Genomic DNA, 23,135 nt, shown 5'->3' with positions numbered 1-23,135 from the left:
CTTTGCAGGGTGAACGGTAACGTTTACCGGGCATTAAATCTGAAAAATAAGAAATGAGTAAAGTATTGATTATCGGTGCAGGCGGTGTAGGTACCGTGGTTGCACACAAAGTGGCTCAACATCCCGAGGTGTTTACGGAAGTGATGATTGCCAGCCGTACCCAGTCGAAGTGCGATGCAATTGTAAAAGCAATCGGCAATCCCAACATCAAGACCGCTAAGGTAGATGCAGACAATGTAGACGAACTGGTGGCTTTATTCAATGGGTTTAACCCCGAAATCGTTATTAATGTGGCTCTTCCATATCAGGACCTGACGATTATGGAAGCTTGCCTGAAAGCGGGCGTGAATTATCTGGACACGGCAAATTATGAGCCGAAAGACGTGGCTCACTTCGAATATAGCTGGCAATGGGCATATAAGAAACGTTTCGAGGATGCCGGGTTGACCGCTATCTTAGGTTGCGGCTTCGATCCGGGGGTAAGCGGTATATACACGGCATACGCAGCAAAGCATCATTTCGACGAAATCCAGTACTTGGATATCGTAGACTGCAATGCGGGCAACCATCATAAGGCTTTCGCCACCAACTTCAATCCCGAAATCAACATCCGCGAGATTACCCAGAACGGACGTTATTACGAGGACGGGAAGTGGATTACCACCAAGCCGCTGGAAATCCATAAGGATTTGACTTATCCCAATATCGGTCCGCGTGACTCGTATTTGCTTTATCACGAGGAACTGGAGTCGTTGGTGAAGAATTTCCCGACCATCAAGCGTGCCCGCTTCTGGATGACCTTCGGCCAGGAATACCTGACCCACCTGCGTGTGATTCAGGATATCGGCATGGCAAGCATCGAGCCGATTAATTATAACGGAATGGAAATCGTGCCGCTCCAGTTCTTGAAGGCAGTGCTGCCTAATCCGCAAGACCTGGGCGAGAATTACGAAGGCGAAACGTCTATCGGATGCCGCATCCGGGGTATTAAGGACGGTAAGGAGCGCACCTATTATGTATATAACAACTGCTCGCATCAGGAAGCCTACAAGGAAACCGGCATGCAAGGCGTAAGCTATACGACGGGTGTTCCGGCGATGATTGGCGCGATGATGTTCGTGAAAGGCTTGTGGAAGCGTCCGGGTGTATGGAACGTGGAAGAATTCGACCCAGATCCGTTTATGGACGAACTGAACAAGAACGGCTTGCCGTGGCATGAGGTATTCGACGGCGATTTGGAACTGTAATTCAGTGAATAATTAACAATGAATAATTAATTAACGGGATTTGCTTCGTTGTTAGTTATTCATTGGGGATGTCACTATTCATTATTAACTATTCATTATTAATTAAAGAAATGATTGTAGGCGACAAGGCTCCCGATTTATTGGGCGTGGACCAAAACGGGAAAGAAATACATTTGAGCGATTACAAAGGGCGTAAAGTGGTGCTTTATTTCTATCCGAAAGACATGACCTCGGGCTGCACCGCTCAGGCATGCAACCTGCGTGACAATTACGATGAACTGCGCAAGGCAGGTTATGAAGTGGTAGGTGTAAGCATCAACGACCAAAAGTCGCACCAGAAGTTTATTGAGAAAAACCAGCTTCCCTTTACGCTGATTGCTGATACGGAACATAAACTGACCGAGAAATTTGGCGCATGGGGTGAGAAGAGCATGTGCGGCCGCAAGTATATGGGCACGTTCCGTACGACATTTATTATCAACGAAGAAGGTGTCGTAGAGCGTGTCATCTCTCCGAAAGAGGTGAAGACAAAAGACCATGCGGCGCAGATATTAAAATAATCATGAAGGTACGAGGTACCAGTTGACTAGGTACTAGGTTTTAAATAGTTTTACTTATGTATTTAGAGCCTGGTCAACTAGTACCTGATACCTAGTCAACTAAAAGAATAAGGTATGGCAAAGAAAGATGAATTGGCATTTGAAGGAGGGGTAGAAAGTGCTTCTTCGAAACCGAATAACAGCGAGAAGTTAAAGGCATTGCAGGCTGCAATGGATAAGATAGAAAAAAATTTTGGTAAAGGGTCGATAATGAAAATGGGTGATGACCATGTGGAAGAAGTGGAAGTCATTCCTACCGGCTCTATCGCCTTGAATGCGGCATTGGGGGTAGGAGGTTATCCCAAAGGACGTATTATTGAAATCTACGGACCAGAATCTTCGGGAAAAACGACACTTGCCATCCATGCCATTGCGGAAGCACAAAAGAATGGAGGTATTGCGGCATTTATTGATGCTGAACATGCGTTCGACCGTTTCTATGCGGCAAAGTTGGGAGTAGACATTGACAATCTGTGGATTTCCCAACCGGATAACGGCGAACAGGCATTGGAAATCGCCGAACAGTTGATTCGCTCATCGGCTATCGATATTATTGTTATCGACTCGGTGGCTGCCCTTACTCCGAAGGCAGAGATTGAAGGTGATATGGGCGACAATAAAGTCGGACTGCAGGCACGCTTGATGTCGCAGGCTTTGCGCAAGCTGACTTCGGCTATCAGCAAGACCAATACCACGTGTATTTTCATCAACCAGTTGCGCGAGAAGATAGGCGTAATGTTTGGCAATCCCGAAACTACTACCGGAGGAAATGCCTTGAAGTTTTATGCTTCCGTACGTTTGGATATCCGCCGTATCTCCCAATTGAAAGACGGGGAAGATGTAATCGGAAACCAGGTGCGTGTGAAAGTGGTGAAGAACAAGGTCGCTCCTCCTTTCCGCAAGGCAGAGTTTGACATCATGTTCGGTGAAGGTATCTCGCACAGTGGAGAGATTATCGATTTGGGGTCAGAATTGGGCATTATCAAGAAAAGTGGTTCATGGTATAGCTATAACGATACTAAGTTGGGGCAAGGACGTGATGCTGCCAAGCAGTGTATTCAGGATAATCCCGAACTGGCTGATGAATTGGAAGAGCTTATCTTTTCAGCTTTGAAGGATAAAGAATAATATGAAAATGTCCGCCAGTCTTATTTTGAGAGATAAAAGTTAGATGAAGATTGATTGCGGATATTCAATAGAATAAAATGTAATACCAATATAGAAGGTGGACCGTCATCTTCGGGCAGGGAGGACGGTTTCCCTTTTTTAATCTATCTAATTATGAATATGAAATTGACACATCTGCTTTTTACTGTCGGTGCTTTGCTGTTGGCTGTTGCCGGCAAGGCTCAGAAAGTTTCGGCCGATATACCTTATCGTTTTGCTACGCGGGCAGAAGCACAGATGCTTATTACCGACATAGACCAATATACTAACAGCTGGAACCAGTTCGATATCAATGCGCGCCTTCAGTCCCTAAACGGAAGGAAGTCACAATTATTGACATTGGCTATGGAGTCAACTCGCGAATGGGGCGATGCAGACCGGTCAAAATTGAATAAAGCATTTATGGCAGTAGAGGCGGCTATCAAAAAACAGAAGTTGAAACTTCCTTTTCCTTCCGAAGTGATTTTGTTGAAAACTTCTATGGCAGAAGAAGGAGGAGCGGCTGCTTATACTCGTGAGAATTGGATAGCTATCGGTGAACAGGTTTTGGAAAAAGCGTCAGATGATGATTTGGCACGTCTTATAGCACATGAACTTTTCCATCTTTTGACAAGGGCAGATGTTGCATTCAAGAAAAAGGTTTATTCTGTAATTGGATTTAATGTACTTGACCGTCCGATTGTTTTCCCTGCCGATTTGATGCAAAAACTTATTTCCAATCCGGATGTAAGTTGTCATGACAGTTATGCACCATTTACAATAGATGGTAAGTCAATGAATTGTGCCATGGTGATTTATACCGATAGGGCTTATACAGAGGGTTCTTTAAATCAATATATACAAATAGGGCTTGTACCTTTGAATGAACAATTTATACCTTACCAGCAAAACGGAATAACTACGATTTATGCTCCTGAGCAAGTTTCTGACTTTCAAGAACGGATAGGTAAGAATACAGCGTATGCCATTGATCCGGAAGAAGTATTGGCAGACAATTTTTCTTATGTATTGTTTGGTAAAGCTGATTTGTCCGACCCGCAGTTAGTGGAAAACTTGGCAAAAGCCATGCAGTAAGAAAGTATGTTTGGAGTACAAAGACACGAAAAACACCGTTTTTTCAATGGATAATTGACGTTTTCTCTCGGTGTTTTTCGTGTTTTTATATTCTATTTTTTACATTTTTAGCTGGTAGGTAAAAGTATGTTGTAAAGCAGGGGCTGATTATTCTTATTTTTTTGTGAGCGTGCACGGAAATATCCAATTTTTTTTATATCTTGCAAACGTAACCTTTTAAAAAATATAAGATTATGGAAGTACATCATGATGAAGCGCAGAGAAAGTTTTGGGTAGAAGTTGATGGCTATAAGGCAGATATGGCTTATGTATTGGGTAAAGATCATTTGGATATTCGCCATACACTTGTACCGGAAGCGATTGGTGGAAGAGGCATTGCCTCAATGTTGGTGAAAACTGCATACGATTATGCTCGGAATAAGGGTTTAAAGCCCGTTGCTACATGTTCTTATGCTGTACGATGGTTGCAAAGGCATCCTGAATATCAAGGCGAAATCAGCGCGGATTATGCAGGAAGTGGTACTTGCGCCTTATAAGAGAAGTAAAGAATAGGGGGCAAAATTCAATTTTTGAAATATGAACTTTCAATTTTAAAAACTGTTTTTGAATTTAGAAGCTGTTTTGAATTTATCGTGCGATGATTTGGGATGAGTTTTTGAGGCATTTTCGCTTCTGTGATGAGGAAGATAGCGGGCTATCTGACGAAGAACAGGAGCGAAAAGGACCAAAAAATCGCCCAAAGCACACACGGAAACGGATACATCAAGCCAAGAAAAACTTTTTGGAGAAATTCAAAACAGCTTCTTATCATGTGCTGGCTGGGATGAGGGAGATTGCAGGTCATTTGGCAAAGAACAGAAGCAAAAAGGAATTAAAAAATCGCCCTAATCCACACGAAACATCAAGTTAAAAATATTTTTTGTGAAATTCGGTTTCTAAGATTGTGAGCATTCTAAAGGATAAAAAAGGTCGTATCATTCTTTCTAAATGAAGATTTGATACGACCTTTTTAGGTATCAATATATTTGATTAGTCATTTCGTTTTGACGCACCCTCTGCATAATAAAGATTAGCAAACTCTGTGCGAACCGTCACTAATCACTACATCATATACTTTGGGCGAACGTCCGAATTTCTTTTTGAAGCGTTCTTTCGCTGTTGTGATGAATGTTTCGTATAACTCGTTCTTTACAAGATTGATGGTGCAGCCTCCGAAGCCTCCACCCATGACACGCGAACCGGTTACACCGCAATCGAAAGCAATGTCGTTGAGGAAATCCAGTTCTTCACAGCTTACTTCATATAATTTGCTCATGCCGTGATGGGTTTCATACATTTTTTGGCCTACTGTTTCGTAGTCGTTGCGTTCCAACGCATCACATACGTCAAGTACACGTTGGATTTCTTCAATAACATATTCAGCACGCATATAGTCTTCCTGGCTGACTGTTTCTTTCACTTCGTTCAGCATATCCATGTTGCAGTCACGTAGGAACTCTATTTCAGGATGGTTCTTCTTGATGGCAGCTACAACATTCTCGCAACTTTGACGGCGTTTGTTATATGCAGATGATGCCAGTTCGTGTTTTACAACTGAGTCTACCAATACCAGGCGATAGCCTTCCGGACGGAACGGATAATATTTATATTCCAATGAGCGGCAGTCTAGACGCATCAGATGACCTTCTTTTCCGAATACAGAAGCAAACTGGTCCATGATACCGCAGTTTACACCGCAATAGTTATGTTCGGTAGCCTGTCCTACTTTTGCCAATTCGAACTTGTCTATCTTATTGTCGCCAAATATTTCGTTCAAGGCAAAGGCAAAAGTTGATTCGAGTGCAGCCGAAGAAGACATGCCGGCACCTAAAGGTACATCGCCTGCAAAAGCGGTATTGAAACCTTTTACATCTACTCCGCGTTTGATCATTTCGCGACATACTCCGAAAATATAACGTGCCCAGCTGGCTTTCGGGGCATCTTCTTCATTCAATCCGAATTCTACATAATCTTTCAGGTCGATGGAATAAGCGTGTACTTTATCCGTACCATTAGGCTTTATTTCGGCTGTGATGCCTTTGTCTACTGCGCCGGGGAATACATATCCGCCATTGTAGTCTGTATGTTCGCCTATCAGATTGATACGTCCCGGAGAAGTATAAATAGCTCCTGTTGTTCCATCGAAATGTTTGATGAAACGACTTCTTACAAAATCTATATCCATGGTAATATAAAAATTAAAGGGTTAATAAAATATGCTGTAATTAAAATCAGTCAACGGGTATGTCTTTGTTTACGTTCTTGCAGCCTATCAGTCCGTAGAATAACAGGTATGCCAGCATGGCGATAATCAACCAGTAGCTTGCCATATAGCCGACTGAATCTGAAATAACCTGCTGAAGGAGTGGGAAGATACCTCCACCTACAACCATCATCATGAAGATACCCGATGCTTGCGCAGTGTATTTGCCCAACCCTTCTACGGCAAGGTTGAAGATTCCTCCCCACATGATGGAAGTGCATAATCCACAAAGTACGAGGAATAAGGCACTTATCGGGACTTTCGGAGTAGCCAGTGAACCTTCGATGTCAGCTTGTGTCAAATTAGCGGCCGACAGCGTTGATTCATACTTTTGAAGGTTTTCTGAAGATGTGTCGGCAAGAATCAGGCTGATTTCGTTTTCTGATACGCCTGCTTCGGTCAAGATTTCAGAAGTTTTGGCAATAGGGTCGTAAACGACTTTCGGTACGTTGATACCTACAGTCTTCGGGATGAATATGGCACACAGAATAAACAGGATAGCTACACTGGATACCGTAATCAATTGGGTACGGGTAGATACCTTGCCGCTGATGATTGTACTCGTAAGACGACCTACCAACATCAGTAACCAGTAAATGGCTGCAATGGCTCCACCGATGGCTGCACCATTGAAGAGGATGCCTGCACCTTTGTCAGAAGAATCGGCAAGGTAGAAGTTCAGGGTGCCCGGAATACCGATTTCGATGCCTACATATACGAAAATGCCGAATACGCCTAATACGGTATGACGGAAATTCCAAGGGCTGTGGCTGAATTTTTCTTCTTTTACATTCCCTTTGTGTAGATGGGGTTCAGGAATCGCTACAAATGAAATGGCGATGAAAGAAAGTACAAATACGCCCATTGCAATGAAAAGCAAGGGAGTTACGTCCGACATTGCCGTTTCTGGAGTAACGGTTCCAATGAGTACACCTACAAATAGCGGAGTCAAGGTTCCCGACAGAGAGTTTAGAGCACCACCGGCTTGAATGAGCTGGTTTCCTTTGTTTCCGCCTCCGCCCAACAGATTCAGCATCGGGTTGACGACGGTATTGAGCATACATACGCAAAAACCGCAGATAAACGCGCCCAGCAGGTAGATGATAAAGTTCAGCTTGATGGCGTATGCACCCATGTTGAATACATCTACATCGGCACCCACCAGGCTGGAAAGATATTGGGTGAACAAGCCTAAGAAACCTACTGCCATTGCTATCAGGGCTGTTTTCTTATAGCCGATTTTCACCAGCATGTTTCCCGCTGGAATACCCATGAAAAGATAGGCGAGGAAGTTCATCATGTTCCCCATCATGCCTAATGTATTAGCTCCCGCATATTGATTTTTCCAAATCGTGCCGAACGGGGCGGCAAGATTGGTAACGAAAGAGATCATCGCAAAAAGAAAAAACATGGTAATAATTGCGATGAGATTGCCGTTCTGTTTTTGTTGATTCATGGTTTAATATTAAAAAAGGTTAGTAATACATTAGTTTTCAAGATAAATCTAAGAATTTTCTTAATTGATGGCTTATCAAGCTTCTACTCCGAATTTATACACCGTAACCTGATGATAGGTTTCACCCGGATTCAATACTGCTGACGGGAAATGTGGCTTATTAGGTGTGTCGGGGAAGTGTTGTGCTTCGAAACAGATGGCACTGCGTTCGGGGAAGGTTGCGCCATGCCAGCCTGCAAAGCCGCCTTGCCAGTTTGCCGTATATACTTGCACGCCCGGTTCTGTCGTATATACTTCAAGCGAACGTCCGCTTTGAGGTTCTACGCATTTGGCTGCAAATGCCAATTCACCCACTTCCTTTTTATTGACAATATACGTATGGTCGTATCCCTTGCCGTATATCAATTGTTGGAACGGTTCATTGATACGGCTGCCTACACTATGAGGCATACGGAAATCCATCGGAGTATCAGCAACCTTTAAAATTTCTCCCGTAGGGATAGAATATTCATCTATGGGTACGTAGAAATCGGCATTAAGGGTAAGAATATTGTTTTCTACACTGGGGGTTGGTTTCTCCAGACCCGACAAACTGAAAAATGCATGATGGGTAAGATTGACTAATGTCGTACGGTCGGTCGTAGCTGTGTAGGTAAGGATAAATTCGTTTTCGTTGGTAAACGTGTAGATGACTTGAACTTTCAAGTTGCCGGGGAAGCCTTCTTCACCGTCTTTTGACAGATAACTTAAAGTAAGGCTTTGTTTGCTGGTCTGCTCGGCATCCCATACGCGTGAATGAAAACCTGTGGGACCTCCGTGAAGCGAGTTGGGACCATTGTTTATTGCCAGTTGGTATTCTTTTCCGTTCAATTGGAATTTACCTTTGGCGATTCGGTTGCCATACCGTCCGATAAGTGTACTTAAGAACGATTCGGGGCTATGGATAACTCCGTCCAGTGTGTCGTGTCCTTGAATCACGTTGGCAAGCTTGCCGTTCTTGTCCGGAACCATAATAGCCACTAAAGCTCCTCCGTAGTTGGTTACTGCCATTTCGGCACCTTTGTCATTCTTCAGAATGAATAAATCAACTTCTTTACCATCGATTGTACGTTGAAAATCGCTTCGCTTTACTCCGCAAAGGTTATTTTCATAATAAAATGTGTTAATCATGATCTTGAATATCCTTTCTTTATATGATGTTACTTCTATAAAATGTATGCAAATAAAAAGATTTTATTCAAGATATACAAGCAATTTTGTTAATTATTTCGTGATGTTTGGCAAGTAGATAATAAATCGGCAACAATAAAGCTGCTTCCTCCTACGAAAATCAAATCTTCGGGGCTGGCTTTTGTTAAGGCGGTTTCTAAAGCAATCTTTACATTCGGGTAGCTTTTGCCGCGCAATCCGAATGCCGAGGCTTGCTTTTGCATTTCTTCGGCAGGCAACGCGCGTTTCACGCTGGCTTGTGTGAAATAGTATGTCGCATCGGTAGGCAAGAGGGCGAGCACGCCGTGTATATCCTTGTCGTTTACCATTCCGATAACGATGTGAAGCTTGCGGTAATGCTGGCATGCCAGTTGGCGGACGATGTATTGGATACCGCCTACGTTATGTCCTGTGTCGCATATGACGGCAGGATGGCTTGATAACCGTTGCCAGCGTCCTTGCAGTCCGGTCAGTTCGCACACATTTGCAAAACCGTTGCGCACGTCCGCATCCGTGAAGCGGTAACCGGCTTTCCTCAGTTGGCGGATAGCGGAAAGAAGTGTGTTGGTATTCTTTTCCTGGCACAAGCCGCCCAGCTCTCCTTTCAAGTTGGCATAGTCCTGAGTTTGATATAAATAATGCCCGTCGTCGGTATGGGTGGCATTTATCAATAGGTGTTCTTCTTCGGCAAATACGATGGGAGCGTTTACCGATGCGGCTTTCTCGGCAAATACAGGTTTGGTTTCCGAAGTCGTTTCGCCGATGACTACGGGAGTGCCAGGTTTGATGATGCCTGCTTTTTCTCCTGCTATCTTGGCCAATGTATTGCCTAAGAACTGTATATGGTCGAAGCTGATGTTGGTGATGACGCATACATCCGGATGGATGATGTTGGTGCAATCCAGCCGTCCGCCTAACCCGACTTCGATGACCGCTACGTCTACCGCTTGCCGGGCGAAATAATGAAAAGCCATGGCGGTGGTCAACTCGAAAAACGACGGATGCAGAGGTTCGAAGAAATGACGGTGTTTTTCCACGAAACCGATGACGAATTCTTCTGGTACGGGCACGCCGTTTATCCGGATTCGTTCGCGGAAATCCGTTAAGTGGGGCGAAGTGTAAAGCCCTACCCGGTAACCTGCCGATTGCAGGATGGCTGCCAATGTGTGCGAACAAGACCCTTTTCCGTTTGTTCCCGCTACATGGATGGTGCGGAATTGCTGGTGCGGATGGCCGAAATATTCGTCTAATGCGTATGTGTTTTCAAGTCCTTCCTTGTATGCGTCTTTGCCTACTTGCTGAAACAAAGGGGCACTATTATATAAATAGGTAAGAGTTTCTTGGTAATTCATCTTTATATAGCAAATTAGTTCCTGGTTTAATACCACCACGGGTAATCATTTTTCCGGCCTTCGATGCCGATACTGAACGAACTGCTTTCGCCCAGTTTGAAGTTAATCATTCCACCAATGCGGTCGGGCGTATAGTTGGGTAGGGGATACCAGTAAGGCATACGGTTGGGCATGAACGATTTGTTGCCGTATGCATAGATGCTGATTTTGTCGGTCAGCTGGTAAGCAGCCACGGCGGCAATGCCCACATTGCGGTAGCGCAAGAATCCCCAGTCCATGTTGGTGGCATATAATCCTCCCGCTATGCTCAGCCGGCTGTTGATAGGCACGGCATACATGAAAGCGGCATCTTGGCCGAACCCCACACCCGAAGGCGCATAGCGGCTGGGGCTGAATGTGACATTCAGTCCGATGGAAGCATTGAATCCTTTATGCAGCTCCCATGTGGCATAGTTGTAGTCGAAAGGCGTGATGCCATACATGCTGAAAGGGCGGAACGGCGAAGAAAAGCTCACGGGCGATTGCAAAGCTACGCTTAACGTGTCGGCTTGCAATGAGTCGGGTAGGGCACGTACGTCCTGCTTAGCCTGTATGTCAGGTTGTTGTTCGGTTTGCGCTTTTACCGTGGCAGACAAGCAGATAACCGTTATAAAAACAAACCAACTTCGCTTCATCATAATCACTCCTTTTTTATTTACCAGTTCAAAGATACAGATAATCTGCCAGTAGGAGAAAGACAGAAACGGAGATTAACGGAGATTAACGTAAAATAAATGCGGAATTCATATAACGTAAAACATCCTTTTGTGGAATGTTTTCCAGGCTTTGAGGAGAAGTGTAGTTTGAGCCGATGAGATGCGTTCTTATACAGCTATCTTCACCGGCCAATGAGTTTATGCTATTCTGGAAAGTATCGGATTAGTCCAGCTCTACCAATTCATATTTCTGGCTTCCGATGCCTAATTGTTCGGCATAGTCGAGGGTGTGCATGCCGTGGCGCGAGTCGATGCGCTCTATCAGGTGAATTTTCCCGTGGTCTTTCGAAGAGCGGACCAGGTCGGTACAAGCTTTGTCCAATGCGACGGGGTCGAGCGAGGCAAGGATGCCGATGTCGCCCATTTGAGGATCGGCAGGAGAGGAGTCGCAATCGCAATCCACCGAGAGGTTGTTGGCCACGCTGATGTAGAGAATGTTTTCTCCGCAATGGTCGATAACCGCCTTGGCGGCTTCTGCCATGGATTCCAGAAAGTCATCTTGTTCCGGATTGCCCCAGCTGGTCGTGCTGGCACCTGCGGAGTGGATGTTCCGTTTCCCGTTCGACGAGGCGATGCCGATGGAGATGTTCTTGATGGCACCCCCGAATCCTCCCATGGCATGTCCTTTGAAGTGGGAGAGTACAACGGTAAAGTCATAGTTCAGGTAATTCTTCCCTACGATATCCGATTTCAGGTGCTTGCCGCCTGTAACCGGCAATTCCGTTTCTCCTTCGGCATCCATGATGTCCACCGGGGCGATGGCGGTGAAGCCGTGGTCTTTAGCCGCTTGCAGGTGGCTCTGGGTATCTCCGCGCTTCCCTCCGTAGGCGGTATTACATTCTACGATAGTGCCGTTCACTTTCTGCACCAGGTCTTTTATCAATGCGGGCTGAAGGAAGTTGTGTCCGCCCGGTTCGCCGGTGCTGAGCTTTACCGCCACTTTCCCCTTGGCTTCACGCCCTAAGGCTTCGTAGATTTTGACCAAGTTCTCTGAATTGATTTCTTTGTAGAAATACACTTTCGGAAGGTTCTCGCTGCTCTCGGCAGCCTTGTTTTCCGAGGATTGCGCATGTCCGCATCCGATGGTGCTTGCCAGTGTGAATGCCGCGCAGATTAAAGTTTGAAATGTCTTTTTCATGTTTTGTTTTATTTTAGGGTAAATAGAATTCTTTCGTTATATAATGCCTGTAATTGACCCATGTAATGGTATTCGAAAACGAATATATACTGCCTTTGCCGATGCAGTTATCTTCGAAGGCAGTTTCATATATACTGAAACTGCTTTCGAAGTATATATTCGTTTGGAAAGTGATATATCTGGCATAATCCGGACATTTATATGGGATTAGAAATGGATATGGATTCCTCCCAAGAATGTGGCTTTCGGCATGGGATAGCCAGCCATGATTTCGTAGCGTTGTGCCAAGAGGTTCTCGCCGCGCACAAAGAGCGAGGCATACGGGCACAGGCGGTAGCTGGCACGCAAGTTCCAAAGCACGAAGTCCTCGGTACTGGCAGGGCTGACGGAGGTATATAGCCCTTTGATGTACTGGATGCCGGTCGACACGCCCCAGCTTCCTTGCCGGAAGTCGGCGCCGGCATACAGCTTGTGCTCCGGAGCCGAGATGACCGGATGTTCCATGTGCACCCAGCTGTAGTTGGCGTTTACGTTCCATTGACGGTTGATGCGGTAGGTAATGTTCCCTTCCGCTCCACAGTTCTCAATTTCGCCCGAGTTGACGTTGTGGGGGCGTCCGTCTACAGGAGTCGTCATAATCAGGTTGTCTCCGTTGATATAATAGAGGTTTACGCCGTAGCTCAGGGCACCGTCTAAAAGGTGCTGGGTGTACGAAAGCTCGTAGTTCATCATCCGTTCCGGCTTCAGGTCGGGATTCTGTGGCGGGAACATATACATTTCGCGGATGGTAGGGTTGCGGAAACCTTTGCTCACCATGGCTTTCAGTTCGGTGTTCTTGGGCAGGTGGAAGGCAAGCCCGCCTTGTGGAACCAGTTCGGTGCCTACGTGTGAGTGGTGGTCGACACGTAATCCTACGTTGAGCGAGAGCCATGTTCCGATGTCCTGACGGAAATCGACGTAACCGGCAAACTCGTCTTGCTTCTTGTCTACGCCCGGTGTGCGTGCTCCGTCGGCTATGGCTTCGTTCCACGATTCTCCGCCGAAGTGTTGGTAGTCGAAGCCCAAGGTCAGGCGGTTGCCCGTATAAAGCTCGGCGCTCTGATACCACGACACGCCCATCATCAGGTCTTTCGAGTGGAAGAGGGAGGTTTGCGGCTCTTCGCCGGCATGGTATCCGTCGTTTATCTTGTGCCTTCCCCAGTTGTAGAAGAAGCTCAGTGCGCCCGAAGTCCGTTCGTACCGGTTCTCCAGCATAGCCGAAGCCATTCCTCTTGTAATCCGTGAGTCGTTGTCGAAAAGCCGGTCGGAAACCTCTCCGGGATTGGAAGCGTTGAAGTGGGTCACGTTGACATCTCCCCATAGCTTCCAGTTCGGGTTAAAGTCGTATGCTAATTTGGCATAGCCTCCATATTGCTCGAACGCCATGTCGGGGCGGTGTCCGTCGGTGCGGATATACGATGCCGATACGGTGCTGCTGAACCGTCCTTTCTTCACGCGGTTGGTCGCTTCTGCCTGTGCTGTCCCATACGAGCCGCCTCCTAAATTGATGTTCGTCTTCACGCCGTCTTCCTGCATTTTCCGTGTGACGATGTTGATGACTCCCCCCATGGCATTGGAACCGTAAAGCACCGATGCCGGTCCGCGCAACACTTCCACCCGCTCGGCAAGCATGGTCTGGTAGGCATCGGAAATAGGATGCCCGAAAAGTCCCATGTATTGCGGATGCCCGTCGATGAGCACCAGCATCTGTGCGCTTCCCGACATGCCGCGCAGGCTGATGCCTCCGGCTGCACCGGTAGATACGCCATATCCCATTACGCCCCGGCTGGTAACGAAAAGCCCCGGAACTTGCTCGGTCAGTGCCGGAAGCACGGAAGGCTGGTAACGGTTTTCCAGTTGGGTGCGGTTTACTATCGAAATGGTCATGGGAAGGTGGCGGATATCCGTCGCGTTTCGTGTGCCGGTCACTACCGTTTCTTCCAGTATATAGTTGTGCCGCATCTTCAATGAGTCTGTAAGTTCTGTGGCATTAAGAGCCGTCGGAAGCAGGCTGTAAGCCAAGATGGGTAAAATCAGTTTCTGTTTCATCTTTGTTTCGTTTGAATGGTTGTTGTTTTCGATGTGCAAAGATAAAACAGAAAAATGTATCTTTTTTATACATATTACGGATTTTGCAACCCGGATTACGCTTGTGTCTGCTTGTATGTAATTCGCATGATATATAATACTATGGTGGACTTATCATGAACGAAGAAATCAGGGGATTGAATATCCGCAAACATCCTGTGTAGGGACAAAATGCGGATATTCATGCCAATCAGGAGTTAAAAGGGAGTTATAGGTAGTTATCGCCCACAGGGCGGGCTGGAAGTTAGATGCCAATACCTTTTTGCGCCACGTAGTAGAGACGATGTGCACATCGTCTCTACTACGTGGCATATACAAAATGCACAAAATAAATACCGCGTGAAGTATAACTTCTGAACGAAGTGATAACTCCTGTGAAACATAACTACGTCTAACTCCTGATTCGCATTATTCATTAAAAAGGAAATATGACCGGGCTTACAGAAATTCTGCGCCAAAAGAGAGAGGGAGCAGGCTTTTGACGCCTTGCAGGCAATAAGTCTCGCGTACACCATACAGCAAAATGCGTATCGGGAGGCTGTAGCGTCGTTCGGTTTCGAGCAATACCTGTCGGCATGCCCCACAGGGAGGAATGGGCGAGTCGAGGAATCCTTGAGTATTTCGGGCAGCTATGGCAAGTGCCTTTACCCCTTGATCGGGATAGTGCGAGTTGGCATAGAACAGGGTAGTGCGTTCGGCACAAGTACCCGAGGGATAAGCAGCATTTTCTTGGTTGGAACCAGTGACGACTGTGCCGTCTTCGAGTAATGCTGCGGCCCCTACGGCAAAATGCGAATAGGGAGCATAGCTTTGGGAGGTAGCTTCTTTGGCAGCATCTATCAGTTGGCGGTCTGCTTCGCTTAGCTCATCGTACGAGCAGGCGCATACGGGGATTTCGATACGGAAATTTCTCATAAGCTTTGTATTTTTGTACAAATAAACAGAAAAAAAAGGAGATTTCCTATCTTGTGTTGCTTTTATTCGTGCGAACACTTATCTTTGCCTTTGGATAAACATAAAAAGGAAATGAAAAACTTAACGTATTGGTTGGTTATGGTGGTCTTGTTGCTTGCTGCAAGCACGGCTTCGGCACAACGGAACAAGGCATACGAGGAATATATCAAGAAATACCGAAGCATAGCGGTGGACGAAATGAAGCATTATCGTATCCCGGCAAGCATTACGCTGGCGCAGGGTCTGCTGGAGTCGGGGGCGGGCAGGAGTCAGCTTGCCCGGAAGTCGAATAACCATTTCGGTATCAAGTGCGGTGGCTCATGGGACGGACGTTCGGTGCGTTATACCGACGATGCACCTAATGAATGTTTCCGTGCTTACAAACACGTAAAGGATTCATATCGTGACCATTCCAAGTTTTTGCGTTCGGGTGCCCGTTATGCTTTTCTTTTCCGACTCAAGATAACCGATTACAAAGGGTGGGCAAAGGGGTTGAAAAAAGCGGGTTATGCTACTGACCCCAATTATGCCAATCGCCTGATAAACATCATCGAGACCTACGACCTTGACAAGTACGACCGCAAAGGGGGATTGAAATGGGCAGAAGAGTTCCCTAACCCGCACCAGCCTTATCTGGCGAATGAATTGCTTTACGTGATAGCCCGTCCAGGCGATACGTTCAAGAGCATAGCCAAAGAATTTGATCTGAAAAAGAAGAATGTACGCAAGTACAACGAGTTGCCCAAGGACTACACGTTCCGTGGAGGCGAAATTGTCTATCTGGAAGAAAAACGTAAGAAAGCCACCCAGGATCACATCTCTTATGCCGTGAAGCAAGGAGACTCGATGTACACAATCTCACAGATGTTCGGCATCAAATTGAAGAATCTTTACCAATTGAACGGGATGAAAGAAGATGCTCCTGCTCCGAACGTGGGAGATATTATCTGGTTAAGGTAAAAAGTGTGGGGAATGTCCGCAAATATCCGGAATAATGATGTGCGAAATGAAGTCTATCTTCGTTTTCAAGGGGGAATGGCGGACATTCATATCATTCTTTGTTCTCTGCTGCTCGTAAAATCAAGGAAGTAGCTCCTAAGGTAAAAATGGCTCCGTCTTCCAACCGGACACGATCCTTGGGACCTAACAAGTCATTCATGACAAAAGTGCCGGTAATGCTGTTATTGTCGCGTAAGGTATACACTATTTGTCCTTGCTTGTCTCGCTTCACATTTAGAATACAATGCCGACGGTCCATGCTTGGGTCATTGGTTTCAATGGGAATATCTACTTCTGTACCTTTCGACCGGCGTCCGATGAGATTGTCACCTTCGTGTAACGGGATTACTTGTTTGTAGCCAAATACATTTTCAATTGCTACAACGTTTCCCCAATCTTTCAACCCTTCTCTTTCGTCAATGACTTCTTCCCGGCGTGTTCCTGCATTTAACTTGGTTTTTCCGATACGGATGGCAAACTGTTTCTTGCATTGATCGCACACAAATACCAACGACTGCCCTTCGCTGTATTTGGTCTCATCAAATTGTATATAATTGTCACACTTAGGACATCTTACTCTTTTCATATTCTTTAGGGCTTTATTTGGAAATGAATATCCATGCCGAAGCAAAGTCTGGTTGTTTCTTCAACTCTTTTATTTTCTGATAGGCATCGGCCTTATTTGCATAGTTAACTAATGAAACACGATAATGGTTTTGCGACACAATCACCTGGGCATCTGCATATCCTTTTTGTTTCAAACCGTTAACCACTTTCTCTGCATCAGCCGCATTGGTAAGGCTTGCCACGATAATGTGGTTGTTGCCCCCATGTTTTTGGGTGGAAATTGTTTTTGGGGTAGTCTGCTGAGCTTTCTCTTTTACGGTCCGGTCATTTTTTTTCGCTGAAACTTTTTTCTCAATACGTGCTTCTACCTTTTCGGTCTTTATGGTAACCGGCTTTAAGGTATTGACATTATTTTTTAATTGTTTCTTTTCGTTTTTCTGTTGATTTGAATTTTGTTCAGAAGTTTTTTGCCGAATAGGAGAGATGACACTTGATGCTGCAGATTGATTCCGGATTGCAGCAAACAGACCTTCCGAGCCCAATGATGCATAATTCGCCTCGTCAATGTAGGTATTCTTTACAGGAACAGAACACAAGAAAAACAACAAGATCGTAGCTGCGACGACCGCTATGCTACGTGTCCAATGCCAAGATGTGGGATTTGTCTTGTTGGCAGATAGTCGGGGCAACCGTTCTTCTCTTTCCTTTTTTACATTTAATGAAGTGCTGAAAGCCAGTTTTTGAAATGTAAAAGTTTCCAATCCATAAAGGGAAGGAGTGAAAAATCCATTTTCTGCCGGCTCGAATTCATAAACACCATTCATGTTGTAATACAAACTTCCCACCTGTCCCAAGGATACACTGCCTTCTTGATACAGTTTTTCTTTCAATGCATTTACCACATTCTCGATTTTCCGGCTGGCATCCGGGAAATCAGTATTATAGGTCTGCATATAAGATTGCACCAGTAACCCATCATTCATCACTAACTTCGGGTTAAACCCAATGGTACGTACCGGTGGATAAAATTTCCGCATCTCCTTATTATATATAGAAGAACGGTAATGAGCTATAAAGCCTCCCAAGCCTGGAACGATGACACAATCGTTCTCTAACAGCAATACTTCAATATGTTTAGCTAATTCAATCATACTGCAAATATAAGATTTTTTTCTGTTATTTTATGTGACTTGAGTAATTTGTTATACATTTGTGGCAAGAAATGAAATAAAAACCAAGAAAACACAGCATAAGAAAATGAGAAAAGTATTATTGGCAGCACTTTTCGCGTTTTTAGTTACAGCCTGTGCAGAGAACAGAAACAAACAGGATGGACAGGCCCAAAACGAACGCAACCAACTTGCTAAACAGCAATTACAAGGTATCTGGGTAGACGAGAACACAGAGTTGCCGATGTTGAAAATAGCTGGTGACAGTATCTATCTTGCTAGCCAGGTTAATACTCCGTTTCGTTTCAGTATTTCAGGAGATACGCTTATTGCGCATAGTTCTGAAAGGGTGACTTATCGTATTACCAAGCTTGAGCCACATGTATTTCAATTCTATACGTCGCAGGGTGATTTGATTACTCTTCATAAATCAGATACTGATACAATACCATTTGGTTATCAGACGGTTATTGAACCGGTACAAAAGGAAGTTATCGAAAAAGATTCAGTATTCTTTTATCAAGGGAACCGCTATAGGGGATATGCCTATATCAATCCTTCCAGTAAAAAAGTATATCATCCGGTAGTAACGGAAGAAGGGATGATTGTTGATAATGTGTTTTTTGATAACATTATTCATATTTGTGTGTTTCAGAGCAAACAAAGGTTGTATGCCAAAGATATTAATAAAGAGATGTTTGAAAATATCATACCTGCCGATTTCTTAAAAATGGCCATTCTTTCCGACATGAGTTTTATGGGGGTTGATTCTGACGGATATCATTATCAGGCTACAGTCAGTATGCCCGATGAATTGTCGTGTTATTATGTGACTATTTTGATCGACAGGCAAAACAATATATCCTTTAAATTGAAAGAATAGCTTTTATCTCTCAGATGGTTAGGCTCTTTTACAGATCGCAGAAACTGTTTTGAATTTCCTCAGAAAGTTTTTCTTGGCTTGATGCATTCGTTTTCGTGTGTGCTTGGGGCGATTTTTGGGTTCTTTCCGCTGCTCTTCGTCAGATAGCCCGCTATCTTCCTCATAGTAGAGATGCAAGATTTTGCGCCTCTGCAAGAAATCATCCCCAGTCAGCACACGATAAATTCAAAACAGTTTCTCACCCTTGACAATATTTCAATGATTCTTTTAATCTGGTATTGTTGAACCTGCTTTAGCCGGTTATAATGTTTTGATTTTAGAATTATACCGGAGTATTGAATATAAATAGGGCATACAGCCTAAAAAAAAACACAGAAATAAGAATGTATTCGTTTTTTTTGTTACTTTTGCACAGTTTTGGGTTTCTTGTGCGAAAAGAGAAGCCTTTTGCTTAAGTCATATACTAAAATGGCTTAACTTATTGAAAAATGTAACAATAAAAGAATAAGGCATGATACACAAAGTATTGATCGCTAACCGTGGCGAAATAGCCGTGCGGGTGATGCGCTCCTGTCGGGAGATGGGCATTCGTACTGTGGCTGTTTTTTCGGAGGCCGACAGGACTGCACGCCACGTATTTTATGCAGATGAAGCCTGCCTGATAGGACCAGCCGCTTCACGCGAAAGTTATTTAAACATCGATAAGATTATTTGGGCAGCCAAACACCATGGCGTAGATGCTATTCATCCAGGGTATGGCTTCTTGTCCGAAAATTCGGAGTTTGCACGCCGCTGCCGCGAAGAAGGCATCATCTTCATTGGTCCCGATCCGGAAACGATGGATGCTATGGGCGATAAGATTTCTGCACGTAAGCACATGATTGCGGCAGGAGTACCTGTAGTTCCAGGTACGGAGCAACCGTTGCAGAGCGTAGAGGAAGCTAAGGAAATCTGTAACCGTATCGGTTATCCTGTGATGCTGAAGGCGTCGATGGGTGGTGGAGGCAAAGGTATGCGACTCATACATAGCGAAGATGAAGTGGAAGAGGCCTACAACACCGCCCGTTCAGAATCGATGTCCTCTTTTGGTGATGACACCGTGTATCTTGAGAAATTCGTGGAAGAACCACATCACATCGAATTTCAAATTTTAGGAGACAACTATGGCAATGCCGTTCATCTCTTCGAACGTGAGTGTTCTATCCAGCGGCGTAATCAAAAAATTGTGGAAGAGACTCCATCTCCTTTCGTCACACCTGAACTTCGTCAGAAGATGGGTGAAGCGGCTGTCGCAGCTGCAAAAGCAGTTCATTATAAAGGTGCCGGTACCATCGAATTTCTCGTTGACAAACATCGCAATTTCTATTTCCTGGAAATGAATACCCGTTTGCAGGTAGAACATCCTATTACTGAAGAAGTAGTGGGCGTTGATTTGGTAAAAGACCAGATCCGTGTGGCCAATGGCGAACCGCTTCACTATAAGCAGGAAGACTTAAAACAGCGGGGTCATGCTATTGAGTGCCGAATCTGTGCTGAAGATACAGAAAATAATTTTATGCCTTCGCCGGGCATCATCCGTCAATTGACAGAACCCAATGGCATTGGGGTGCGTATTGATAGTTACGTATACGATGGCTATGAAATTCCTATTTATTATGACCCGATGATTGGTAAACTTATCGTGTGGGCCACTACCCGCCAGTTTGCCATCGAACGTATGCGTCGTGTGCTTTACGAGTATAAGATTACAGGACTGAAAACCAACATCTCTTACTTGCGCCACATCATGCATGTACCCGACTTTGTAGAAGGTCATTACGACACCCTCTTTATTCCCAAGCATCAGGAAATGTTGCGCGAGTGGGCAGGACAGAAAGAAGAAGAGACGGAGAATATTGCCATGATTGCCGCTTACATCGATTACCTGATGAACTTGGAAGAAAACAAATCGGGAGCCACTGATAACCGTCCTATTAGCCGCTGGCGTGAATTTGGTTTGAAGAAAGGAGTATTACGGATTTAAGGATTCAATACACATGGAAATACATATCGGAGAAAGAGTTGCTGACGTTTCGTTAGTCAGCAAGGAAGGAAACAAGGTGCAGCTTACGATTGATGGTGTGCCTTACGACGTGGACATTGTGATGGCAGAAAACGGTAGTTGTTCCATATTGCATAATGGCAAATCGTATAATGCCGAGCTCATCCGTAAAGAAGGAGGCAAGAGTTATACGGTAAACGCGCATTACCAGTCATACAATGTTGACATCATCGACTCTCAGGCCAAGTACCTGCGTATGCGCAAAGGAGCCGACGAGAAACAGCAAGATAAGATTGTCTCACCTATGCCGGGTAAAGTGGTGAAGATACCTGTCCAGGTAGGTGACCGTTTGGAGGCTGGTGACATCGTGGCGGTGATTGAGGCCATGAAGATGCAAAGCAACTATAAAGTGAATAGTCCGTGCGTGGTGAAGGAAATTCTGGTGAACGAAGGTGACTCAGTTAACAGCAACCAGATAATCATGACGCTGGACGTGATAAACGAAGAATAACCAAACAATAAGACAAATGACTACAGCAGAACAATATAAAAAATTTGAGGAGCTTGACAAACTGGCTTCCCAAGGTGGAGGCGTGGAACGCGTGGAAAAGCAGCACGCCAACGGTCATATGACTGCCCGTGAACGTATCGACATGTTGCTCGACAAAGGAACGTTTAATGAATTGGACAAATTGGTGGTTCATCATTGTACTGATTTCGGGATGGACAAGAAGCATATTCCCGGTGATGGCATCGTATGTGGGTATGGCAAAATAGACGGACGGTTAGTGTACGTGTATGCCTACGATTTTACTGTATATGGTGGGACACTGAGCACCACTGGAGCTAAGAAAATCGTTAAGGTTCAAGAACTGGCGTTGAAAAACGGTGCACCGGTTATCGCGTTAAATGACTCGGGTGGTGCACGCATCCAGGAAGGCGTGGGTAGTATTTCAGGCTACGCTTCTATCTTTTATCAGAACACGATTGCATCGGGTGTCATCCCACAGATTTCAGCTATTTTAGGTCCTTGCGCAGGAGGAGCTTGTTACTCACCGGCACTCACCGACTTTATCTTTATGGTGAAGGAAAAAAGCCATATGTTCATCACTGGTCCTGATGTGGTAAAAGCGGTTACCCACGAGGAAGTGGATAAGGAAGAGTTAGGCGGAGCTTACACTCATAGTAGCAAGAGTGGTGTGACTCATTTTCTTTGCGATACTGAAGAGGAAACTTTGATGAGTATCCGCGAACTGCTGAGTTTCTTACCTTCCAATAACATGGAAGATGCGCCGAGTATGCCCTGCACCGATGACATCCGTCGTGCTGATGAGTCACTGATGAGTGTCATACCGGATGATCCTAACATGCCTTATGATATCAAAAATATTATTGAGCCGGTAGTAGACGACCATTATTTCTTTGAAGTGATGCCCCACTTTGCCAAGAACATTGTAATCGGTTTCGCCCGTCTGGGCGGACGCTCGGTGGGTATCGTAGCAAATCAGCCTGCCTACTTAGCTGGCGTGCTTGATATCGATGCTTCCGACAAGGCTGCACGTTTTATCCGTTTCTGCGACTGTTTCAACATTCCTATCGTGACGTTCGAAGATGTACCGGGTTTCTTGCCGGGTTGTACGCAGGAGCATAACGGTATCATCCGCCACGGAGCTAAAATCGTGTATGCATACGCCGAGGCTACTGTTCCTAAAATCACAGTCATCACCCGCAAGGCATATGGCGGTGCCTACATTGTAATGAATAGCAAGCCTATCGGTGCCGATGTAAACTTCTCGTATCCTACAGCCGAAATTGCTGTGATGGGAGCTGATGGAGCCGTAAATATTCTTTATCGCAAGGCTACGCCCGAGGAAAAAGCGCAGGCCATCGAGGAATACAAGGAGAAATTCTCGAACCCGTACCGGGCTGCCGAGCAGGGGTATATTGATGAAATCATTTTGCCTAAGGATACGCGCTTTAAATTAATCCAAGCATTGGAGATGACTCAAAACAAGAGTCAGAGTAATCCACCGAAAAAACACGGGAATATGCCTCTATAAAATATGGCCAATTAGTTGGTTCCTAAGAACCAACTA

The 23,135-nt window shown here is 45.2% G+C and carries 21 protein-coding genes and 2 pseudogenes; 11 read left to right on the top strand and 12 right to left on the bottom strand.

From position 1 onward, the window contains the following. Positions 1 to 53: 53 nt before the first annotated feature. The 6 genes from H9625_RS08575 to H9625_RS08550 all read left to right on the top strand — a co-directional run bounded on the left by H9625_RS08575 (position 54) and on the right by H9625_RS08550 (position 4,997). Positions 54 to 1,247: a saccharopine dehydrogenase family protein gene (locus H9625_RS08575; RefSeq protein ID WP_191763910.1), complete on the top strand. Its 1,194-nt coding sequence runs from the start codon at positions 54 to 56 to the stop codon at positions 1,245 to 1,247. A gap of 110 nt (positions 1,248 to 1,357) precedes the next feature. Beyond that, on the top strand, positions 1,358 to 1,807 hold the full coding sequence (bcp, locus tag H9625_RS08570) for a thioredoxin-dependent thiol peroxidase (protein ID WP_191763908.1): 450 nt from the start codon (positions 1,358 to 1,360) through the stop codon (positions 1,805 to 1,807). A gap of 114 nt (positions 1,808 to 1,921) precedes the next feature. Continuing rightward, on the top strand, positions 1,922 to 2,974 hold the full coding sequence (gene recA / locus H9625_RS08565; RefSeq protein ID WP_022038606.1) for a recombinase RecA: 1,053 nt from the start codon (positions 1,922 to 1,924) through the stop codon (positions 2,972 to 2,974). Between the two features lie 153 nt (positions 2,975 to 3,127). Next, the gene (locus tag H9625_RS08560) at positions 3,128 to 4,087 is read left to right on the top strand and encodes a hypothetical protein (protein ID WP_022038607.1); all 960 of its coding nucleotides are present in this window, start codon (positions 3,128 to 3,130) and stop codon (positions 4,085 to 4,087) included. 233 nt (positions 4,088 to 4,320) lie between these two features. Next, positions 4,321 to 4,623, top strand: a complete 303-nt coding sequence (locus H9625_RS08555; protein WP_022039157.1) for a GNAT family N-acetyltransferase — start codon at positions 4,321 to 4,323, stop codon at positions 4,621 to 4,623. A gap of 101 nt (positions 4,624 to 4,724) precedes the next feature. Next, the gene (locus H9625_RS08550; RefSeq protein ID WP_191763907.1) at positions 4,725 to 4,997 is read left to right on the top strand and encodes a hypothetical protein; all 273 of its coding nucleotides are present in this window, start codon (positions 4,725 to 4,727) and stop codon (positions 4,995 to 4,997) included. 159 nt (positions 4,998 to 5,156) lie between these two features. Here the strand turns inward: H9625_RS08550 and galK are convergent, their stop codons facing one another. The 10 genes and pseudogenes from galK to H9625_RS08505 all read right to left on the bottom strand — a co-directional run bounded on the left by galK (position 5,157) and on the right by H9625_RS08505 (position 15,341). Beyond that, positions 5,157 to 6,311, bottom strand: coding sequence for a galactokinase (gene galK, locus H9625_RS08545; RefSeq protein WP_022039158.1), 1,155 nt, complete (start codon positions 6,309 to 6,311; stop codon positions 5,157 to 5,159). A 46-nt stretch (positions 6,312 to 6,357) separates the two neighbouring features. Then, a pseudogene (locus tag H9625_RS18000) lies at positions 6,358 to 6,648 on the bottom strand (MFS transporter); the annotation flags it as partial. 197 nt (positions 6,649 to 6,845) lie between these two features. Continuing rightward, positions 6,846 to 7,845 (bottom strand): annotated as a pseudogene (locus H9625_RS08540) (MFS transporter); the annotation flags it as partial. Positions 7,846 to 7,920: 75 nt separating this feature from the next. Then, positions 7,921 to 9,015, bottom strand: a complete 1,095-nt coding sequence (locus H9625_RS08535; RefSeq protein WP_087211720.1) for an aldose epimerase family protein — start codon at positions 9,013 to 9,015, stop codon at positions 7,921 to 7,923. 89 nt (positions 9,016 to 9,104) lie between these two features. After that, complete coding sequence (locus H9625_RS08530; RefSeq protein ID WP_191763903.1) at positions 9,105 to 10,406, bottom strand: bifunctional folylpolyglutamate synthase/dihydrofolate synthase; 1,302 nt, start codon at positions 10,404 to 10,406, stop codon at positions 9,105 to 9,107. Positions 10,407 to 10,432: 26 nt separating this feature from the next. Continuing rightward, positions 10,433 to 11,083, bottom strand: coding sequence for a hypothetical protein (locus H9625_RS08525; protein ID WP_225226374.1), 651 nt, complete (start codon positions 11,081 to 11,083; stop codon positions 10,433 to 10,435). A gap of 241 nt (positions 11,084 to 11,324) precedes the next feature. Then, a complete protein-coding gene (locus tag H9625_RS08520) occupies positions 11,325 to 12,299 on the bottom strand; it encodes a DUF362 domain-containing protein (RefSeq protein WP_191763901.1) in 975 nt (324 codons plus the stop codon). 207 nt (positions 12,300 to 12,506) lie between these two features. Beyond that, positions 12,507 to 14,300, bottom strand: a complete 1,794-nt coding sequence (locus H9625_RS08515; RefSeq protein WP_394354927.1) for a TonB-dependent receptor plug domain-containing protein — start codon at positions 14,298 to 14,300, stop codon at positions 12,507 to 12,509. 255 nt (positions 14,301 to 14,555) lie between these two features. Next, positions 14,556 to 14,738, bottom strand: a complete 183-nt coding sequence (locus tag H9625_RS08510) for a hypothetical protein (protein ID WP_191763897.1) — start codon at positions 14,736 to 14,738, stop codon at positions 14,556 to 14,558. Positions 14,739 to 14,864: 126 nt separating this feature from the next. Next, on the bottom strand, positions 14,865 to 15,341 hold the full coding sequence (locus H9625_RS08505; RefSeq protein ID WP_087211715.1) for a cytidine deaminase: 477 nt from the start codon (positions 15,339 to 15,341) through the stop codon (positions 14,865 to 14,867). Positions 15,342 to 15,452: 111 nt separating this feature from the next. Between H9625_RS08505 and H9625_RS08500 the strand changes: the two genes are divergently transcribed. Then, positions 15,453 to 16,340, top strand: a complete 888-nt coding sequence (locus H9625_RS08500; protein WP_087211712.1) for a glycoside hydrolase family 73 protein — start codon at positions 15,453 to 15,455, stop codon at positions 16,338 to 16,340. Positions 16,341 to 16,431: 91 nt separating this feature from the next. Here the strand turns inward: H9625_RS08500 and H9625_RS08495 are convergent, their stop codons facing one another. Further along, positions 16,432 to 16,965, bottom strand: coding sequence for an FHA domain-containing protein (locus H9625_RS08495; protein ID WP_022039167.1), 534 nt, complete (start codon positions 16,963 to 16,965; stop codon positions 16,432 to 16,434). Between the two features lie 13 nt (positions 16,966 to 16,978). Next, on the bottom strand, positions 16,979 to 18,097 hold the full coding sequence (locus tag H9625_RS08490; RefSeq protein WP_191763895.1) for an HU domain-containing protein: 1,119 nt from the start codon (positions 18,095 to 18,097) through the stop codon (positions 16,979 to 16,981). A gap of 61 nt (positions 18,098 to 18,158) precedes the next feature. Between H9625_RS08490 and H9625_RS08485 the strand changes: the two genes are divergently transcribed. The 4 genes from H9625_RS08485 to H9625_RS08470 all read left to right on the top strand — a co-directional run bounded on the left by H9625_RS08485 (position 18,159) and on the right by H9625_RS08470 (position 23,099). Then, positions 18,159 to 18,998: a DUF4738 domain-containing protein gene (locus H9625_RS08485; protein WP_317173094.1), complete on the top strand. Its 840-nt coding sequence runs from the start codon at positions 18,159 to 18,161 to the stop codon at positions 18,996 to 18,998. Positions 18,999 to 19,509: 511 nt separating this feature from the next. After that, positions 19,510 to 21,021 carry an acetyl-CoA carboxylase biotin carboxylase subunit gene (gene accC / locus H9625_RS08480; RefSeq protein ID WP_022039170.1) on the top strand — a complete coding sequence of 504 codons (1,512 nt, stop codon included), beginning with the start codon at positions 19,510 to 19,512 and terminating at the stop codon, positions 21,019 to 21,021. Positions 21,022 to 21,034: 13 nt separating this feature from the next. Continuing rightward, on the top strand, positions 21,035 to 21,550 hold the full coding sequence (locus H9625_RS08475; protein ID WP_022039171.1) for a biotin/lipoyl-containing protein: 516 nt from the start codon (positions 21,035 to 21,037) through the stop codon (positions 21,548 to 21,550). A 16-nt stretch (positions 21,551 to 21,566) separates the two neighbouring features. Then, the gene (locus tag H9625_RS08470; RefSeq protein WP_022039172.1) at positions 21,567 to 23,099 is read left to right on the top strand and encodes an acyl-CoA carboxylase subunit beta; all 1,533 of its coding nucleotides are present in this window, start codon (positions 21,567 to 21,569) and stop codon (positions 23,097 to 23,099) included. Positions 23,100 to 23,135: the final 36 nt, after the last annotated feature.

The organism is Phocaeicola intestinalis (assembly GCF_014837065.1).
GTDB classification, from domain to species: Bacteria; Bacteroidota; Bacteroidia; order Bacteroidales; family Bacteroidaceae; genus Phocaeicola; species Phocaeicola intestinalis.
The sequence above is the reverse complement of the archived record's forward strand: the minus strand, read 5'-3'. Positions and strand labels throughout refer to the sequence as shown.

Bases quoted from the DNA above. Each gene is read 5' to 3' on its own strand.
- H9625_RS08575 (WP_191763910.1), top strand. From the start codon at position 54: ATGAGTAAAGTATTGATTATCGGTGCAGGCGGTGTAGGTACCGTGGTT.
- bcp (WP_191763908.1), top strand. From the start codon at position 1,358: ATGATTGTAGGCGACAAGGCTCCCGATTTATTGGGCGTGGACCAAAAC.
- recA (WP_022038606.1), top strand. From the start codon at position 1,922: ATGGCAAAGAAAGATGAATTGGCATTTGAAGGAGGGGTAGAAAGTGCT.
- H9625_RS08560 (WP_022038607.1), top strand. From the start codon at position 3,128: ATGAATATGAAATTGACACATCTGCTTTTTACTGTCGGTGCTTTGCTG.
- H9625_RS08555 (WP_022039157.1), top strand. From the start codon at position 4,321: ATGGAAGTACATCATGATGAAGCGCAGAGAAAGTTTTGGGTAGAAGTT.
- H9625_RS08550 (WP_191763907.1), top strand. From the start codon at position 4,725: ATGATTTGGGATGAGTTTTTGAGGCATTTTCGCTTCTGTGATGAGGAA.
- galK (WP_022039158.1), bottom strand. From the start codon at position 6,311: ATGGATATAGATTTTGTAAGAAGTCGTTTCATCAAACATTTCGATGGA.
- H9625_RS08535 (WP_087211720.1), bottom strand. From the start codon at position 9,015: ATGATTAACACATTTTATTATGAAAATAACCTTTGCGGAGTAAAGCGA.
- H9625_RS08530 (WP_191763903.1), bottom strand. From the start codon at position 10,406: ATGAATTACCAAGAAACTCTTACCTATTTATATAATAGTGCCCCTTTG.
- H9625_RS08525 (WP_225226374.1), bottom strand. From the start codon at position 11,083: ATGATGAAGCGAAGTTGGTTTGTTTTTATAACGGTTATCTGCTTGTCT.
- H9625_RS08520 (WP_191763901.1), bottom strand. From the start codon at position 12,299: ATGAAAAAGACATTTCAAACTTTAATCTGCGCGGCATTCACACTGGCA.
- H9625_RS08515 (WP_394354927.1), bottom strand. From the start codon at position 14,300: ATGCGGCACAACTATATACTGGAAGAAACGGTAGTGACCGGCACACGA.
- H9625_RS08510 (WP_191763897.1), bottom strand. From the start codon at position 14,738: ATGCCACGTAGTAGAGACGATGTGCACATCGTCTCTACTACGTGGCGC.
- H9625_RS08505 (WP_087211715.1), bottom strand. From the start codon at position 15,341: ATGAGAAATTTCCGTATCGAAATCCCCGTATGCGCCTGCTCGTACGAT.
- H9625_RS08500 (WP_087211712.1), top strand. From the start codon at position 15,453: ATGAAAAACTTAACGTATTGGTTGGTTATGGTGGTCTTGTTGCTTGCT.
- H9625_RS08495 (WP_022039167.1), bottom strand. From the start codon at position 16,965: ATGAAAAGAGTAAGATGTCCTAAGTGTGACAATTATATACAATTTGAT.
- H9625_RS08490 (WP_191763895.1), bottom strand. From the start codon at position 18,097: ATGATTGAATTAGCTAAACATATTGAAGTATTGCTGTTAGAGAACGAT.
- accC (WP_022039170.1), top strand. From the start codon at position 19,510: ATGATACACAAAGTATTGATCGCTAACCGTGGCGAAATAGCCGTGCGG.
- H9625_RS08475 (WP_022039171.1), top strand. From the start codon at position 21,035: ATGGAAATACATATCGGAGAAAGAGTTGCTGACGTTTCGTTAGTCAGC.
- H9625_RS08470 (WP_022039172.1), top strand. From the start codon at position 21,567: ATGACTACAGCAGAACAATATAAAAAATTTGAGGAGCTTGACAAACTG.